This window comes from Streptomyces sp. NPDC058308 (assembly GCF_042880275.1).
Lineage (GTDB): Bacteria > Actinomycetota > Actinomycetes > Streptomycetales > Streptomycetaceae > Streptomyces.
Window position 1 is genome coordinate 233,179 of record NZ_JBHVZA010000005.1, and the last position, 15,136, is coordinate 248,314.

The 15,136-nt window shown below is 72.6% G+C and carries 13 protein-coding genes; 6 read left to right on the top strand and 7 right to left on the bottom strand.

The window, feature by feature from the left end; all coding sequences use genetic code 11:
- Positions 1-258: 258 nt before the first annotated feature.
- Positions 259-1,122, bottom strand: coding sequence for an alpha/beta fold hydrolase (locus ACFVYL_RS10120; RefSeq protein ID WP_389714375.1), 864 nt, complete (start codon positions 1,120-1,122; stop codon positions 259-261).
- 682 nt (positions 1,123-1,804) lie between these two features.
- On the bottom strand, positions 1,805-2,497 hold the full coding sequence (locus tag ACFVYL_RS10125; RefSeq protein ID WP_389714284.1) for a metal-dependent transcriptional regulator: 693 nt from the start codon (positions 2,495-2,497) through the stop codon (positions 1,805-1,807).
- 150 nt (positions 2,498-2,647) lie between these two features.
- On the opposite strand from ACFVYL_RS10125, the gene ACFVYL_RS10130 reads away from it, so the two are divergent.
- Complete coding sequence (locus tag ACFVYL_RS10130) at positions 2,648-3,412, top strand: SIS domain-containing protein (RefSeq protein WP_389714286.1); 765 nt, start codon at positions 2,648-2,650, stop codon at positions 3,410-3,412.
- 65 nt (positions 3,413-3,477) lie between these two features.
- Here ACFVYL_RS10130 and ACFVYL_RS10135 read toward each other — a convergent pair whose 3' ends face one another.
- On the bottom strand, positions 3,478-4,719 hold the full coding sequence (locus tag ACFVYL_RS10135) for a sensor histidine kinase (RefSeq protein WP_389714288.1): 1,242 nt from the start codon (positions 4,717-4,719) through the stop codon (positions 3,478-3,480).
- 35 nt (positions 4,720-4,754) lie between these two features.
- A complete protein-coding gene (locus ACFVYL_RS10140) occupies positions 4,755-5,423 on the bottom strand; it encodes a response regulator transcription factor (protein ID WP_389714290.1) in 669 nt (222 codons plus the stop codon).
- Positions 5,424-5,551: 128 nt separating this feature from the next.
- On the opposite strand from ACFVYL_RS10140, the gene ACFVYL_RS10145 reads away from it, so the two are divergent.
- Genes ACFVYL_RS10145 through ACFVYL_RS10160 form a run of 4 tightly spaced genes read left to right on the top strand, consistent with a single transcriptional unit; the run spans position 5,552 to position 9,184 of the window.
- On the top strand, positions 5,552-6,082 hold the full coding sequence (locus ACFVYL_RS10145) for a hypothetical protein (RefSeq protein WP_389714291.1): 531 nt from the start codon (positions 5,552-5,554) through the stop codon (positions 6,080-6,082).
- Positions 6,079-7,149, top strand: coding sequence for a peptidoglycan-binding protein (locus tag ACFVYL_RS10150; RefSeq protein ID WP_389714293.1), 1,071 nt, complete (start codon positions 6,079-6,081; stop codon positions 7,147-7,149). Before ACFVYL_RS10145 ends, ACFVYL_RS10150 begins: the two co-directional genes overlap by 4 nt.
- Positions 7,146-7,967: an ABC transporter ATP-binding protein gene (locus ACFVYL_RS10155; RefSeq protein WP_389714295.1), complete on the top strand. Its 822-nt coding sequence runs from the start codon at positions 7,146-7,148 to the stop codon at positions 7,965-7,967. Before ACFVYL_RS10150 ends, ACFVYL_RS10155 begins: the two co-directional genes overlap by 4 nt.
- Positions 7,964-9,184 carry an ABC transporter permease gene (locus tag ACFVYL_RS10160; RefSeq protein WP_389714297.1) on the top strand — a complete coding sequence of 407 codons (1,221 nt, stop codon included), beginning with the start codon at positions 7,964-7,966 and terminating at the stop codon, positions 9,182-9,184. Before ACFVYL_RS10155 ends, ACFVYL_RS10160 begins: the two co-directional genes overlap by 4 nt.
- Positions 9,185-9,855: 671 nt before the next feature.
- Here ACFVYL_RS10160 and ACFVYL_RS10165 read toward each other — a convergent pair.
- Positions 9,856-11,238, bottom strand: coding sequence for a PAS domain-containing protein (locus tag ACFVYL_RS10165; protein ID WP_389714298.1), 1,383 nt, complete (start codon positions 11,236-11,238; stop codon positions 9,856-9,858).
- A gap of 305 nt (positions 11,239-11,543) precedes the next feature.
- On the opposite strand from ACFVYL_RS10165, the gene ACFVYL_RS10170 reads away from it, so the two are divergent.
- Entirely contained in the window at positions 11,544-12,287 is a 744-nt protein-coding gene (locus tag ACFVYL_RS10170; protein ID WP_389714299.1) for a class I SAM-dependent methyltransferase, read from the top strand.
- A 404-nt stretch (positions 12,288-12,691) separates the two neighbouring features.
- Here ACFVYL_RS10170 and ACFVYL_RS10175 read toward each other — a convergent pair whose 3' ends face one another.
- Together ACFVYL_RS10175 and ACFVYL_RS10180 are read right to left on the bottom strand one after the other, a co-directional pair.
- Positions 12,692-14,350: a transporter gene (locus tag ACFVYL_RS10175; RefSeq protein ID WP_389714300.1), complete on the bottom strand. Its 1,659-nt coding sequence runs from the start codon at positions 14,348-14,350 to the stop codon at positions 12,692-12,694.
- Positions 14,347-15,120 carry an ABC transporter ATP-binding protein gene (locus ACFVYL_RS10180; RefSeq protein WP_389714301.1) on the bottom strand — a complete coding sequence of 258 codons (774 nt, stop codon included), beginning with the start codon at positions 15,118-15,120 and terminating at the stop codon, positions 14,347-14,349. Before ACFVYL_RS10180 ends, ACFVYL_RS10175 begins: the two co-directional genes overlap by 4 nt.
- Positions 15,121-15,136: the final 16 nt, after the last annotated feature.

The window sequence follows — 15,136 nt, forward strand, 5'->3', positions numbered from 1 at the left end:
GGCGGCGGTGGGGACATTTCAGGCCCGTCCCCGGTGGCGGTGGGGACATTTCGGCCCGTCCGGCGGGCGAGGGAACATCAAGAGCCTGTCCGGCGGTGGTAAGAACATCCCGCGCCCGTCCGGCGACAGGAAGAACATTCCACGCTCGTCCGGCAGCGGTAAGAACATTCCGCGCCCGTCCGGCGACGGTGGGGACATTTCAAGCCCGTCCGGCGATTGAGGACGAGTAGGCCGCAGGCCACGACAGGGCGGCGCCCACTACCCCGCCAGGACCCCGTCCAGAAACGGTTCGATCGCCGCCCGCCACGCCGCAGGCTGGTCATAGTGCACAAGATGCCCCGCGTCGGCCACCTCCGCATACTCCCCCCGCGGAAGCACCCGCACCATCTCCTGGGACTCGGCCCGCCCCAGCTCACCGTCCTGGCCGCGCACCACGAGCGTGGGGCAGCGGACCTGGATCAGCTCCTCCCAGTGCGCGTCGTGCACCCACGTCTCGCGGGACTCCAGCATCTGCGCCCGGTCGAAGACGGGACGCCAGCCGTCCGTGCCCTCCGCCATGATCTCGGCGAAGAACTCACCTCGCGCGGGGTTGGGCCGCTCCACCCAGGGGTCGTCCTCGCCGAACCACTTGCGTACGTCGGCGAGCGTCGCGAACGGCACCGGCCAGGACTTGAACCAGTCCTCCCACTCGCGCTGCGAGGCCGCCCCGAGCGCGGAGGCCCGCATGTCGCAGATGATCAGGCCCCGGACGAGGTCGGGGCGGCGGGCGGCGAGCTGCCAGGCGGTGAGGGCGCCCATGGAGTGGCCGATGAGGACGGCGGGCGCGAGGTCGAGCTGGACGAGGGCGGCTTCGGCGTCGTCCACGTAGGCATCGCGGGTGTAGGGGCCGTCGGCGGGCTTCTCGCTCCTGCCGTGGCCGCGCTGGTCGAGGGCGACCGCGCGGTGCCGCTCGGCGAGCCAGCGGGCCGTACCGGTCCAGTGGGATGCGCGGCCCATCAGGCCGTGCAGTAACAGCACCCCGCCCGGCGCCCCCTCGGCCTCCCGCAGCTTGGGAGGGTCGGCGTACTCCCAGGCGGCGAGGCGTACGCCACCCGCGCCCGTCACGTCGATGCGCCGCACCATGATTCCTGGCACCCCCCTAGGTTCCGCTCGGGTTCCACGCCTGGCCCTGCTCACGCCCCCGCACGCTATCGAACTCTCTTTCGAAATCGGCCGATTCGCCGATAACACCCCTCGTTCGGGTGACCATGCTCAGGATTGACCGGCGTGGCCGAGGGGAGATTTTCCACGGGGGGCGGACCGCTCGGGGAAACCGGTCCGAGGGGAATGACCCTGAGAGCTCGGGGCTCTGGGTCAGTACAGGGGAGGACAGGCCCCGGCGCTCAAGGGCGTCGGGGCCCTCACTTCTTCCCCGCCGGCCTGGGCCGGGCGGACGTTCGCGCTTACCAGACGGGCACATCCTCCAGCCCCCTCTCCGGCCGTGCGGCCAGACCTGGTGCCGACACGGTCAAGAGCCCTCAGGTCATATGCCTCTCGCGACAGCCTCGCACGCAAAACGCTCGCGCGCTGCGATTCCGCACACTGAATCTTGGATTCCGCAAGATCTGGCGGAGATCGTGGATCCTTGTCAACTGCCCCTCCAGTCATGGGAGTTGACCTCAGTGCTCCGTCGGCGCTCCGACAGTGCTCCGGGAGTGGTCCGGGAGGACCCGGGTACGCCGACGGACGGCCGGACGGCGACACCGGCACGCCGGTGCCGACCACCGACGACGGCCGTCAAGGACGGCCGCCGAAGGCGCGCGGCTCAGCGCTTGGCGACGAAGACGTGCGACGCGACCTCCGCGGTGAGCTCCGCGGCCTCGCCGCTGCTCCCCACGAGCACGCCGCCCGCCGACTCCGTCACGCTCACCACGGAGCCCGGCTGAACGCCGGCCCGCCGCAGCGTGTACATCAGCTGGGCGTCCGTCTGGATCGGCTCGCCGATGCGGCGCACGACGACCGTCTTGCCCTCGGAGCCCGGGTCGAGCTCCGACAGGGAGACCATGCCCTCGTCCAGGAACGGGTCCGCGCCGTCCTTCTCGCCCAGCTCCTCGAGGCCCGGGATCGGATTGCCGTACGGCGACTCGGTGGGGTGGCGCAGGAGCTCGAGGACGCGGCGCTCCACCGCCTCGCTCATCACGTGCTCCCAGCGGCAGGCCTCGGCGTGCACCTGCTCCCACTCAAGACCGATCACGTCGACGAGCAGGCACTCCGCCAGGCGGTGCTTGCGCATCACGCGGGTGGCCAGGCGGCGGCCCTCCTCGGTGAGCTCCAGGTGCCGGTCGCTGGCGACCGCCACCAGGCCGTCGCGCTCCATGCGCGCCACGGTCTGGCTCACCGTCGGTCCGCTCTGGTCGAGCCGCTCGGCGATCCGGGCGCGCATGGGGACCACACCTTCCTCCTCGAGTTCGAGGATGGTGCGCAAATACATCTCAGTGGTGTCAATCAGCCCCGACATGGGTGCCCCTCAGAATTCGCTCGTGCGCTGGCCCTGCCCTCAATTCTGACGCATACCACTGACAACCGTGCCGCGCCGGTGGAATTCCCGCCCGGGACCGGCCCGCGACGGTGTTGACACGGCACTGGTCCAGACCGCAACGTGATGCGAATGAGCTCGAAGAGCGAGAGCAAGCTTGCAGGTCAGTATTTCGACGCCGCCATCGGTCTGCTGCAGCGGGTCCGCGACGAGGAGTCCGGGAACGTCGCCGACGCGGGCACCCTGCTCGCCGACGCGGTGGAGTCCGGCAACCGCCTCTTCGCCTTCGGCGCCGGACACTCCTCGCTCGCCGCGCAGGACGTCGTCTACCGCGCGGGCGGCCTCGCCCTCATCAACCTCCTCGCCGTCCCCGGCGTGGTCGGCGTCGACGTCATGCCCGCCACGCTGGGCTCCGCCCTGGAGCGGGTCGACGGCCTCGCGGGCGCCGTCCTCGACTCCTCGCCGGCCCGCCCCGGCGACGTACTCGTGATCATCTCGCTCTCCGGGCGGAACTCGCTGCCCGTGGAGATGGCCATGAACGCCCGCGCCCTCGGCCTGAAGGTCATCGGCGTGACCTCGGTGGCGTACGCGTCGCAGACCAGGTCGCGGCACGTCTCCGGCACCTTCCTCAAGGACCACTGCGACGTGGTGGTCGACTCCAAGATCGGGGTAGGCGACGCCGAACTGAGCCTCGACGGGGTCGATGCTCCGTTCGGGCCCGCCTCCAGCGTGGTCACCAACGCGCTGGTGCAGGCCATGACCGCCGCCGCCATCGAGCAGCTCGCCGCGCGCGGCGGCCAGCCGCCCGTCCTGAGGTCGGGGAACGTGGACGGCGGCCACGACTGGAACGGCCGCATCTTCCAGGAGTACAGCGACCGCATCTTCTACCGGCACTGAGCCGCGTCCGTCCGGGCCGGACCTCTCACCCCCTCGGCACCCGCGTCCGTCCGGGCCGGACCTCCTCAAGCCCCGGCACCCGCACCCGTACGAGAGCCCTTGGACCCCGCACCCGTACGAGAGCCCTCGGCCCCCGCGAACCGCACCCGTACGGTGAGCCCGCCGCCCGCCCCGTTCGCCTCCGCCAGGACCTCCGCGTCGTGCGCCCGCGCGATGGCCGCCACGATGGACAGGCCGAGCCCGGCGCCCTCCCCGCGCGCATGGGTGCGCTCCGCCAGCCGCCGGAAGGGTTCGAAGAGGTGCGGGACGGTGTCCGGCGGCACCTGCGGCCCCGTATTGGCGACCTCCAGCGTGCCGTCGCCGCTGACGACGACGCTCACCCGGCCCTGCGGAGCGTTGTAGCGCACCGCGTTCGCCACGAGGTTGTGGACCAGCCGGTCGAGCAGGACGCCGTCGCCCTCCACCGTCAGCGGATCCGCACGTACCGCCACGGTGACCGCACGCCGGGCGGCCTCTTCGGAGAGACCGTCCGCGACGGCGTGCGCGAGGACGTCCACCGCGACCGGCTCGCGCCGCTCCAGGCCCTGCTCCGACGCGGCGAGCAGCAGCAGCCCCTCGATGAGGTGCTCGCTGTCGTCGGCGACGGAGATCAGCTTCGTACGGATCCTCGCCACCCGCTCCGCGTCGGGAGCGCCGGCGAGCCCGATCTCCGCCGCCGCCCGCTGCACCGCCAGCGGAGTGCGCAGCTCGTGCGCCGCGTTGGCCGCGAACCGCTGCTGCGCGCCGACGAGCCGCTCTATCCGGTCGAGCATCGCGTCGAAGGTGTCGGCGAGCTGCTTCAGCTCGCCGGGCGGCGCGTCCAGCGCGATCCGCTCGTGCAGATTGGCCCCCGACAGACGGCGGGCGGTCCCGGTGATCACGGCCACCGGGCGGAGCACCCGGCCCGCCATCCACCAGGCGAGGGCGATCGACAGGACGGCGTACGCGGTGAAGACGATCACGGACACGGTGAGGAGGCGGCTGAGCGCGGCCTCGCCCGCCAGATCGCTGATCCTCGTCACCGCGAGACCTTTCCCGACGTCCGCCGGCACGCCGTCGAGGCGCTGGGCGGGCACCGCGGAGCTCACCGGCATCGGCACGTTCCAGGGCGGGACGGGTCCCCGCGGCACGGCCGTGGTCACCGCCGTGCTGATCGACGTGTACAGGCCCTGCTGCACGAGCAGGTACACGAGCCCGGTCAGCAGCGCCCCGGCCAGCACGAGCAGCCCTCCGTACAGAGCGGTCAGGCGGGACCGCTCGCCGCTCATCCGCACCCCCACCGGCGCACGGACGGGCCGCCGCGTCACAGCGACCGCCCCGCGATCCGGTACCCGGCGCCCGGCACCGTCTCCACCACCGGCGGCTCGCCCAGCTTCGCGCGGAGCTTGGAGAGGGTGACCCGGACCGCGTTGGTGCGGTAACTGGTGTCCTCCTCCCAGACCTGCTCGATCAGGTCCTCGCCGCTGACCACCGCGCCGTCCGCCCGCAGCAGCGCCTCAAGGACCGCGAACTCCTTCCGGGACAGCGACAGATGCCGCCCCTCCCGGCTGGCCTGGCGGCGCGCGGTGTCCAGGACCAGGCCCGCCCGCTCGATCACCGGCGGCAGCGCGGGGCGCGCGCGGCGGCCGAGGGCCAGGACGCGGGCGAGCAGCTCGTCGTACGCGAACGGCTTGGTGAGGTAGTCGTCCGCGCCGAGCCCCAGACCCGCCACCCGGTCACGCACCGTGCCCGACGCCGTCAGCATCAGGACCCGGGTCAGCAGGCGCTGCTCGACGACGCGGCGGCACACCTCGTCGCCGTGCACGCCCGGCAGGTCGCGGTCGAGGACGAGCACGTCGTACTCGCCGAGCTGGAGTTTGCGCAGCGCGGTCAGGCCGTCGGCCGCGACGTCGACGGCGAGCGCGTCGCGGCGCAGCCCCTCGGCGATCATCTCGGCCAGGAATTCCTCGTCCTCCACCAGCAGTACGCGCATGGGGCCCTGTGTACCTGAGAGTGACCTTTCGCCGGTGTAAGCGTCCCCGTTGAGAGAAACGAAACCCGGCTTCCCGCGAGCCTGTGCGCGTCCGTCACGCCAGCTGTCCAGATGTAAGGGGAAGCCACATGAGGACCGCCCGTACGACCCGAAGCCGCTTGGTGGCCGTCGCGTCAGCCTTCGCCGCACTCGCCCTGTTCGCCGGGGCCTGCTCGAACGACTCCGGCTCGGACTCAGGCTCGGACTCCGGGTCCGGCTCGGGTTCCGGCTCGTCGGACAGCGCCGACGGCGGCAAGGGCGCCGACGCCGACAAGGCGTTCAAGGAGCGCGAGTGCCTGCGCAAGCACGGCCTGAAGGTGGCCGAGCCGAAGTCCGGCCAGGACGCCCGCGGCATCACCATCGGCGGTGACATGAGCAAGGAGAAGATGCAGGCCGCCATGAAGGACTGCGGCATGGGAGGCGGCTCCAAGGGCGGCGGCACCTCGCAGGCCGACAAGGACAAGATGCTCAAGTACGCCCAGTGCATGCGCAAGAACGGCTACAACATGCCCGACCCCAAGTTCGACGGTGGCGCGATGCAGGCCCAGCCCATGCCCAAGGGCGCCGAGGCCAAGAAGATGGAGAAGGCCGCCGAGGCGTGCAAGGGCATCGTCGGATGAGGCGCCGCACCGCGGTCGTCTCCACCGTCGTCGCCCTGCTCGCCGTCACCGGCGGCGGGATAGCCGTCACCGCGCTCGCCGACGCGGGCGGCAAGGAGGAGTCCAGCCACCGGGCAGCGGGCCTGCCGCCCGCCACCGCCGATGTCGAGCGCGGCGACCTCAGCAGCGGCACCCAGGTCGACGGCACCCTCGGCTACGCCAAGGAACGCAAGGTCAACGCGGGTACCACCGGCACCCTGACGTGGTGCGCCGAGACCGGCTCCACCGTCCGGCGCGACGGGCGGCTCTACGAGGTGAACGGTGCCCCCGTCCGCCTCATGTACGGCACCGAGCCCATGTACCGCACGCTGAAGCCCGGCGACAAGGGCAACGACGTGCGCCAGCTCGAAGAGAACCTGGTGGCGCTCGGGTACGGGGCCGGGCTCGCCGTCGACGACACCTACACCGACGGCACGGCGGCTGCCGTCAAGCTCTGGCAGAAGGCCCACGACCGCAAGCGGACCGGGCGCGTCGGACCGGAGCAGATCTCCTTCCAGCCGTCCGCGGTCCGCGTGAAGTCCGCCGGGGCGAGCGCGGGCGATCAGCTCGCGCCGGGCAGACCCGTGCTCTCGACGACCGGCTCCGAACGGGTCGTACGCGTCGAACTCGACGTGGCGGAAGGCGGCTCGGCGAAGAAGGGCACGAAGGTCACCGTCACGCTCCCGGACGGCACCACGGTCGACGGCGAGGTCGCGTCCGTCGGCAGGACCGCCAAGCCCGGCGACGACCCGAACGACAAGACCCCCAAGGTCCCCGTCACCGTCACCTTCGACGACCCCGGCAAGGTCGACGGCTTCGACCAGTCCCCGGTCACCGTCAACCTCACCGGCGAGACCCGCAAGGACGTCCTGTCCGTACCGGTCAACGCGCTTCTCGCGCTGCCCGGCGGCGGGTTCGGCGTCCAGGTCGTCGAGGGCGGCCGCACCCGCGACGTCAAGGTCCGGCTCGGCATGTTCGGGCAGGGCCGGGTCGAGGTCAGCGGCGACGGGCTACGGGAGGGCGCGAAGGTCGGGGTGCCGAAGGTATGAACGACATCGAAGTCCCGTCCGGTTCCGAGGCCCCGCCTGGTTCCGCCGCCCCGAACAGCAACAGCCCCGACGTGCCGAACAGCCGCGAAGTCCGGAGCAGCCCCGAAGTCCGGAGCAGCCCCGAAGTCCCGTACCCCGTCGTCGATTTGCGGGGCGTGACCAAGGAGTACCCGGGCGGTGTCGCCGCCCTCCGCGGTGTCGACCTCACCGTCGCCGCCGGCGAACTCCTCGCCATCGTCGGCCCGTCCGGCTCCGGCAAGTCCACCCTCCTGCACATCGTCGGCACCCTCGACCGGCCGACCGCGGGCTCCGTCGCCATCGCCGGGCACGACGTCGCCGCGCTCACCGACCGCAGCCTCTCCGCGCTCCGTGCCCGGCACATCGGCTTCGTCTTCCAGGCGTTCCACCTCGTCCCCGGCATCAGCGCCCGCGACAACGTCGCCGAGGGACTGCTCTACTCCGGCCTCTCGCGGGCCGAACGGCGCCGCAGGGCCGCGTACGCACTGGAGCGCGTCGGCCTCGCCGACCGCATGGGGCACCGCCCGCACGAACTGTCCGGCGGTCAGAAACAGCGCGTCGCCATCGCCCGCGCGGTCGTCGGCGAACCCGACCTGCTGCTCGCCGACGAACCCACCGGCGCGCTCGACTCCGAATCCGGCGAGACCGTCATGGCCCTGCTGCACGACCTCAACGCGGAGGGCGCGACCATCGCCGTCATCACCCACGACACGGAGATCGCCGAACGGCTGCCCCGGCAGGTACGGATCCGGGACGGACAGGTCGTCGCGGACACGCGGGGCGCGGGGGTGGCGGCGTGACGGCCCGTAGGCGCACGAAGGCGGGGCGCGCTCTGAAGGCGGCGCGGCTGAGCCCCCGCGACGTCCTGCACGTCGGCTCGGCCGGTCTGCGCAGCCGTCCCGTACGGGTCGTCCTGTCCGCGCTCGGCATCGCCATCGGCATCGCGACCATGGTCGCAGTAGTCGGCATCTCATCCTCCAGCAAGGCCCAACTCATGAACGAACTGGACGAGTTGGGCACCAACATGCTCATCGCCTCGCCGGGCGAGGCGATGTTCTCCGGCGAGAAGGTGTCTCTCCCCGAGGACGCCGCGGGCCGGGCCGGGCGCGTCGAGGGGGTCGAGGACGTCGGCGCCACCGGTGACCTCGAACGCTCCGTACGGCGCAGCGAGAAGATCCCCGAGGACGAGACAGGCGGCATCGCGGTGCGGGCCGCCACGGAGGGGCTGCTGAAGGTACTGCGCGGCGGGACGGCGCACGGCACCTGGTTCAACGCGGCGAACAGCCGCTATCCGTCGGTGGTCCTCGGCCACGTCGCGGCGGAGCGCCTCGGCATCACCTCACCCGGACAGCAGGTCTGGATCGACGACCGGTACTTCACCGTCATCGGCATCCTCGACCCGCTGCCCCTCGCGCCCGACATCGAACGGTCGGCGCTGACCGGCTGGGACGCGTCGAAGAAGCTGCTCGGCTTCGACGGCCACCCGACGTCGGTGTACGAACGCTCCACCGACGCCTCCGTGGGCGACGTACGCAAGCTCCTCGCCCCGTCCATCGACCCGGAGAACCCGCGCAACGTCCAGGTCACCGACCCGTCGTCGGCGCTCCGCGCGAAGGCGGCGACGGAGGGGGCGTTCTCCACGCTGCTGCTCGGGCTCGGCGGCATCGCGCTGCTCGTGGGCGGGGTCGGCGTAGCCAACACCATGATCATCTCGGTTCTGGAGCGCCGCTACGAGATCGGCCTGCGCCGCTCGCTGGGCGCGACCCGCGGCCAGATCCGCATCCAGTTCGTGACGGAGTCCCTGATGCTGTCGGGCCTCGGCGGCATGGCGGGCGTGGCGCTCGGCGCGGCGGCGACGGCGGCGTACGCGGTCTCCGGCGACCTGCCGTGGGTGGTCCCGCCCTGGGCCATGGCGGGCGGCTTCGGAGCGACTCTGGCGATCGGCACGGTGGCGGGGCTGTACCCCGCGGTACGAGCGGCAAGGCTGTCACCCACACTGGCGCTGCACGCGGTGTGAGGACCCGGCCCCCTCAACCCCCGCAACCCGCTTCGGAATCCCCCACGGCCGACCGCCGCGTCTCACCCCAACCTCCGCCCACCCGCCGACCGTCGCGGCTCGCCCCAACCTCCGCCCACCCGCCGAGGGCCGATCCCCACCCACCCGCCCTTTCCCCGTCACCCGCTGCGAGGCGATCCCCGCCCTCCCTGCCCTGGCTTCCGGCCGTTGAGGTCCGATCCCCACCCACCCGCCCTTTCTCCGTCACCCGGTGCGAGGGGATCCCTGCCCACCCCGCCCCTGCTTCCGGGCGCCGAGGGCCGATCCCCACCCAGCCGCCCGCCCTCGTCCCTGCTGCCCACACTCCCGCCGCCCGCCGCCCGCCAAGGAGCGATCCCACCCACCCCGCCCCTACTCCCGCCATACGTCGCGGGGCAAACGGGTGGGTGGGTGGGATGACTCCGCCGCGAAGCGGCGGTCCTGTCCGCACCCGCAGGGGCAAGCGGAGGACAAGACGAGACACCCAGACACCCCCCGCGGAGCGGAAAGTCACCGGCCCCCGGGCCCCAGACCCCCACACACCTCCCGCGGAGCGGAAAGCCACCGGCCCCCCCGGACCCCCACGCACCCCCCGCGGAGCGGAAAGTCACCGGCCCCCCCGGCCCCCCACGCACCCCCCGCGGAGCGGAAACTCACCGCCCCCCAAGAGATTCCGCCAAGTCCAGCGACACAGCGACCCGCGCCGCCACACTCTCCGCATAAGCCGCGTCCACCCCGTCGAACTGCCCCCGCCCCGCCCCCCGCAGAAACGTCACCACACCCAGCGTCCGAGCCCGGCTGCGCAGCACGACGCAGAGGGCGTGGACGGAGTCCTCGGGCCACTGGCGGGCCGCCGCCCACTCCCGTACCCGCTCCGGCGTGGCCGCCGTGCCCGCGCTGGCCCGCACCGACCCGGTGCGTTCCACGGACTGGGGCGCGGGGTGCCCCTCGGGGTAGCGCACGGGGATGCCCGCCATGGCGACGGGCAGGCAGGGCCCCGGCGGCCCCGCGGGCGTCGCGGCGACCCGTACCAGCCGTACCGGCGTCTCAGCGGCCAGCAGGTCCACCAGCGCGTGGTCGGCGAACCCGGCGAGGGCGAAGTCCAGGTGGACGGTGGCCGCCTCCGTCGGGTCCTCGCACTCGGCGGCGGCCCGCGCGGCCCGGTGCAGCTGCTGGGAGCGGAACCGCAGCTGCGAGGCCACCTGCTCGCTCTGCTTGGCCTCCGTCACGTCGAGGAAGAGCCAGCCGACGCCCAGCGGTACGGGCTCCTCGGCGAGCGGCGACGCCAGGCGCAGGAACCCGCTGCGCCAGCAGCGCCGTTCGGCCCCGTCGTCCCGGCCCGCCCCGGCCGCCCGTACCGACACCCACAGCTCGGCGGGGGCGGGCGGCGCCCCCTCGGCCAGCACGTGGGTCAGCGCGCTCTCCAGCTCTTCGACGCCCTGCCCGAGCAGGTCGGCCAGCGGGCGCCCGAGGACGGCGGTGCGCCCGACGCCGAAGGCGCGGGCGGCGTATTCGTTCACGACGGCGGGCCGGAGGTCCGCGTCGACGAGGACGACACCCCACGTGGCGTTCTCGAAGAGCGCCTCGCTCAGGGCGATGGACCGTTCCAGGTCGATCTGGGCGTGCACCTCGCTGAAGGCGCAGTACATCCCCGCGGCCTTGCCGTCGCCGCCCCGCACGGACGCCGACTGCATCCGCACGAGCACCCGGCCGCCGTCCTTGGTGACCAGCGCGAACTCGTGCACCTGCCGGCCCGCCGCGTCCATCGCCGCGAGCAGCCGCTCCTCGATGTCACCGGCATCCGCCGCCCGTACCGCCCAGCCGGTGAAGCCCCGCCGCCCGACGGCCTCCGCCGCCGACCAGCCGAGGATCCGCTCGGCCTCGCGGTTCCAGTGCGTCACGACACCGTCGGCGTCGAACGCGCACAACGCCGCGTCCATCCCGTCGAGCAGCGCCGCGAGCAACTCGGCACTGCCCGGCTCCGGTTCTTCAGGACCCAGTTCGTCGGTAGTTCCGCTCTGTCGCGAAGCACTCACCTGGAACCCCCTGCAGGCCGTGTCCTCGTCCTCATGAGCTGCCTGTACTGCATGAGCTGCGCTGTCCGCCTGTACCGCACGTCAGATCATTCAACTGGAACGTGACGCACCCCACAGGTAGTTCCCGGAAAGTGACAGAGAAATCGTTGCGCGGACCTGTCGCCCCGGGCGGTTCGGATTCACCCGAAGATACGGCCAGGAGGAGCCCCCAGTATTCGTAGGTTCTGCCAGTACGGCGTGCGGCGGGGGTGAGGGAAGACTGCGCCGGGATCACTTACGCGAACCACGGGGAAGGTCTGACGGCGATGAGCGTGCAGCAGTACGACGGTATCGGCGAGGCATTCGAGGGCTTCAAGGCCCTGCCGCTGATCCGGCACGGCGAGGTGCCGAGCTTCTTGGGCATGGTCGGGGACGTGCGGGGCAGGACGATCCTCGATCTGGCCTGCGGAACGGGCTTCTACAGCAGGGAGTTCAAGCGGCGCGGCGCCGCGGACGTCCTGGGGGTCGACATCTCCTCGGAGATGATCGCCGTCGCCCGGGAGATGGAGCGCCAGGAACCGCTGGGGCTGCGCTACGAGGTCGGCGACGTGGCCGCACTGCGGGCTCCGGAACGGCCCTTCGACATCGCGCTCGGCGTGCAGTGCCTCAACTACGCCGAGGATGTCGCGGCCCTTGAGCGCATGTGCCGCAACATCCACCGGAGCCTGGCGCCGGGCGGCGAGTTCTTCGTGTTCGCCCAGAACCCCGACTACCGCTTCGACTGCCCGTCCCTGGACAGGTACGGCTTCCGCTGCGAGCCGACCGGGGAGGAACTGGAGGCGGGGCCGCGGGTGCGGGTCACGGCCCTCCTCGACCCGGAGCCGATCAGCATCCTCGGCGTGGTCCCGCGCCGCGACGTCTACGAGAAGTGCCTGCGGGCGGCCGGGTTCACCGAGCTGACCTGGGTGCCCGTGGAGGTGTCCGAGGCCGGGATCGAGGAGTACGGCGCGGACTTCTGGGCCGACGCTCTCGCCCACCCGCCGCTGGAGATGCTGCGCTGCCGGGCCTGACGCGCGCACGTCCGGGACGCACGCCACGTACGTGCCGGGATCCGCGGCGCGCACGTGCCGGGATCCGCGTTCCCGAAAAACCGGTTGAGCGGCTCCGCGCCTCTTCCTAGGGTGTTGAGCACTCGAAGAAAGGAGGTGATCCGGCAGTGATTTCATTGCGGACGCGAGAGGTGGCTGCGGGCTAGCGGCCTGCCACCACACCCAGTGCGGTGCCGGACCAGCGCGTGAGACGAGCGTGCAGCCGGCCCAAACCCAAGCAGTCACCCGACCCGCGAGCCGCCGGTACGTCCGGCCGGCTTCCTCCGCCCGGTCCGCCCGGCGCGGCAGGAACCACGGCTCGCGGGTCGCCTGCGTTCCAGGAGCGGGAGCGGGAGCGGGAGCGGGAGCGCAGGACAGCGGGCTCCTCAGCCCCTGCTCACCGCCGTGAGGATCTCCGGCAGGCGCCGCGCCAGGCGTGGGGCCGCGAGACGGAGACCCAGCTCCGTGACCACCGCGCCGTACGCCGTGCCCAGGGGGAGCAGCAGCCAGGTCCAGGAGGCCGCGCCCGAGGCGTGCAGCCAGATCGTGACGGCCAGGACCGGGGCGCACAGCAGGGCCGCGGCGACCATCCCGCCGAAGATCGAGATCCAGGCGAGCCCCGCCTGACCGGGGGCCACGTTCTTGTAGCCCTCCTGCGGGATCGAGTACGGGAAGCGGGTCGAGGACCACGCGCCGGTGGCCAGCATCGCGCCGAGCAGCGCGAAGGAGAGGCCGAGGACCTCCGCCACGGCGGGCCAGTCATCGAGCATCGCCGTCGTCAGGACGGTGACCAGCGTGGCGTACGGGAGGGTGATGAGCAGCAGCGCGAGGGCCCGGCCGCGCAGCTCCACGTACGCGTCGCGCGGCGAGGAGATCGTCATCGCCACCATCCAGAAGGCCGACGTGTCCTGGCCGAACTGGTTGTACATCAGGACCCCGAGCATCCCCGCCGCGAAGCACGCGAAGTAGACGGACCCGGTGCCCTGCAGCGCGTTGAAGACCGGCACGATCAGGCCGATGGCCAGGGAGGTCACCCAGGCCGCCTTGGTCTTCGGGTCGCGCCAGACGTACCGCAGGCTGCGCTCCATGACCGTGCCGGTGCGCCCGGCGGGCAGCACGCCGGCGAGGGCGCCCGAAGTGCGGGAGGTGCCCTTGTCCGGTGCGGCTGCCGCGAGCGTCGAACCGTCCGGCGACGTCATCAGACGGGTCAGGCTGTGCTGCCAGAGCGTGAGGAGGGCGGCAAGGGCCCCGGCGCAGAGCACGAGTTGGGCCGCGCCCCGGGCGTACGCGCCGTCGCTCACCGAGTCCACCGCGCCCAGCGCCGCGGCGGGCGGGATCCAGCGGACGACGTCCGCCGCCGGGTCGAGCGTGCCGAGCCCGGCCGAACCGAGCCGCTGCGCGCCGAAGTTGACGACCTGCGCGCCGATGGCGATGACGAGGCCGCTCAGGACCGCGAGGTCGCGCCCCTTGCGGCTGGTGAGGAGGCGGATGTTGGCGGCGGCGACCGCACGGGCCAGCGCCACGCAGACCAGCAGGGTGAGGGCGGCGGCGAGGACGCCGGTGACGGCCGCCGCCGCGCCGTGGGCCAGGGCGACCGCGGCGCCGGCCGCGAGGCTGAGCGTGAACAGCGGTCCGATGCCCACGAGGGAGGCGACGAGCAGCGCCCGGACGAGAGGGCGGGGGCGCAGCGGCAGCATCACCAGGCGCGTCGCGTCGAGGGTCTCGTCGCCGCTGGGGAAGAAGAGCGGCATGACGGCCCAGCCGAGGGCGAGCACCGCGGTGAGCAGGACGCAGACGGTGGCGGCGTGGGTGCTGCCGCGCAGCGCGATGAGGCCGAGGAGCTGGAGCGCGGCGAAGAGGAGCGAGAGGACGACGGAGGCGATGTATGCGGCGCGGCGGCCCGCGGACTGGCGCAGGCCGTTGCGCAGGAGGGACAGCTTCAGGCGTACGAAGACCCGGGTGACGCCCGCCGGAGGAGGAGAGGGAGAAGCCGGCGGGGCGGGGGCGTGGGGCGGGGTGCCCGGCAGCGGCAGGGGCGCGGTCATCGGGCGCCGCCGCCCAGCCAGTCGAGGTCGGAGCCCGTGTCGCGGCGCCCGGCCCCGACGAGTTCGAGGAACGCCTGCTGCAGGGAGGGCGCCGCACCCCGTACCTCCGCGAGCGTGCCGTGCGCGCGGATGCGGCCGGCGGCCATGACGGCGACCCAGTCGCAGAGCGACTCGACGAGCTCCATGACGTGGGAGGAGAAGACGACGGTGGCGCCGGACGCGGTGTAGCGCTCCAGGACGCCGCGGATGGTCTGGGCGGAGACGGGGTCCACCCCTTCGAACGGCTCGTCCAGGAAGAGGACTTCGGGGTTGTGGAGGAGCGCTGCGGCGAGGCCGGTCTTCTTGCGCATGCCGGTCGAGTAGTCGACGACGAGTTTGTGCTGGGCGCCCGCGAGGCCGAGTACGTCGAGGAGCTGGGTGGCGCGCTTGTCGACCTCGGCGCCCGGCAGACCGCGCAGCCTGCCGGTGTACGCGAGGAGTTCGCGGCCGGAGAGCCGCTCGAAGAGGCGCAGGCCCTCGGGGAGCACGCCGATGCGGGCTTTGACCTCGACGGGGTCGCGCCACACGTCGTGACCGACGACCTCGACGGTGCCCTGATCGGGCCTGAGCAGGCCGGTGACCATGGAGAGCGTGGTGGTCTTGCCGGCGCCGTTGGGGCCGACCAGGCCGATGAACTTGCCCGCGGGGAGGCTGAGATCGATCCCGGCCACCGCGACCTGTTCGCCGAACCGCTTCCAGAGCCCCTGGACCCGTACCGCCGCCTCGGTCACCGCTTCGCCCTCCGCC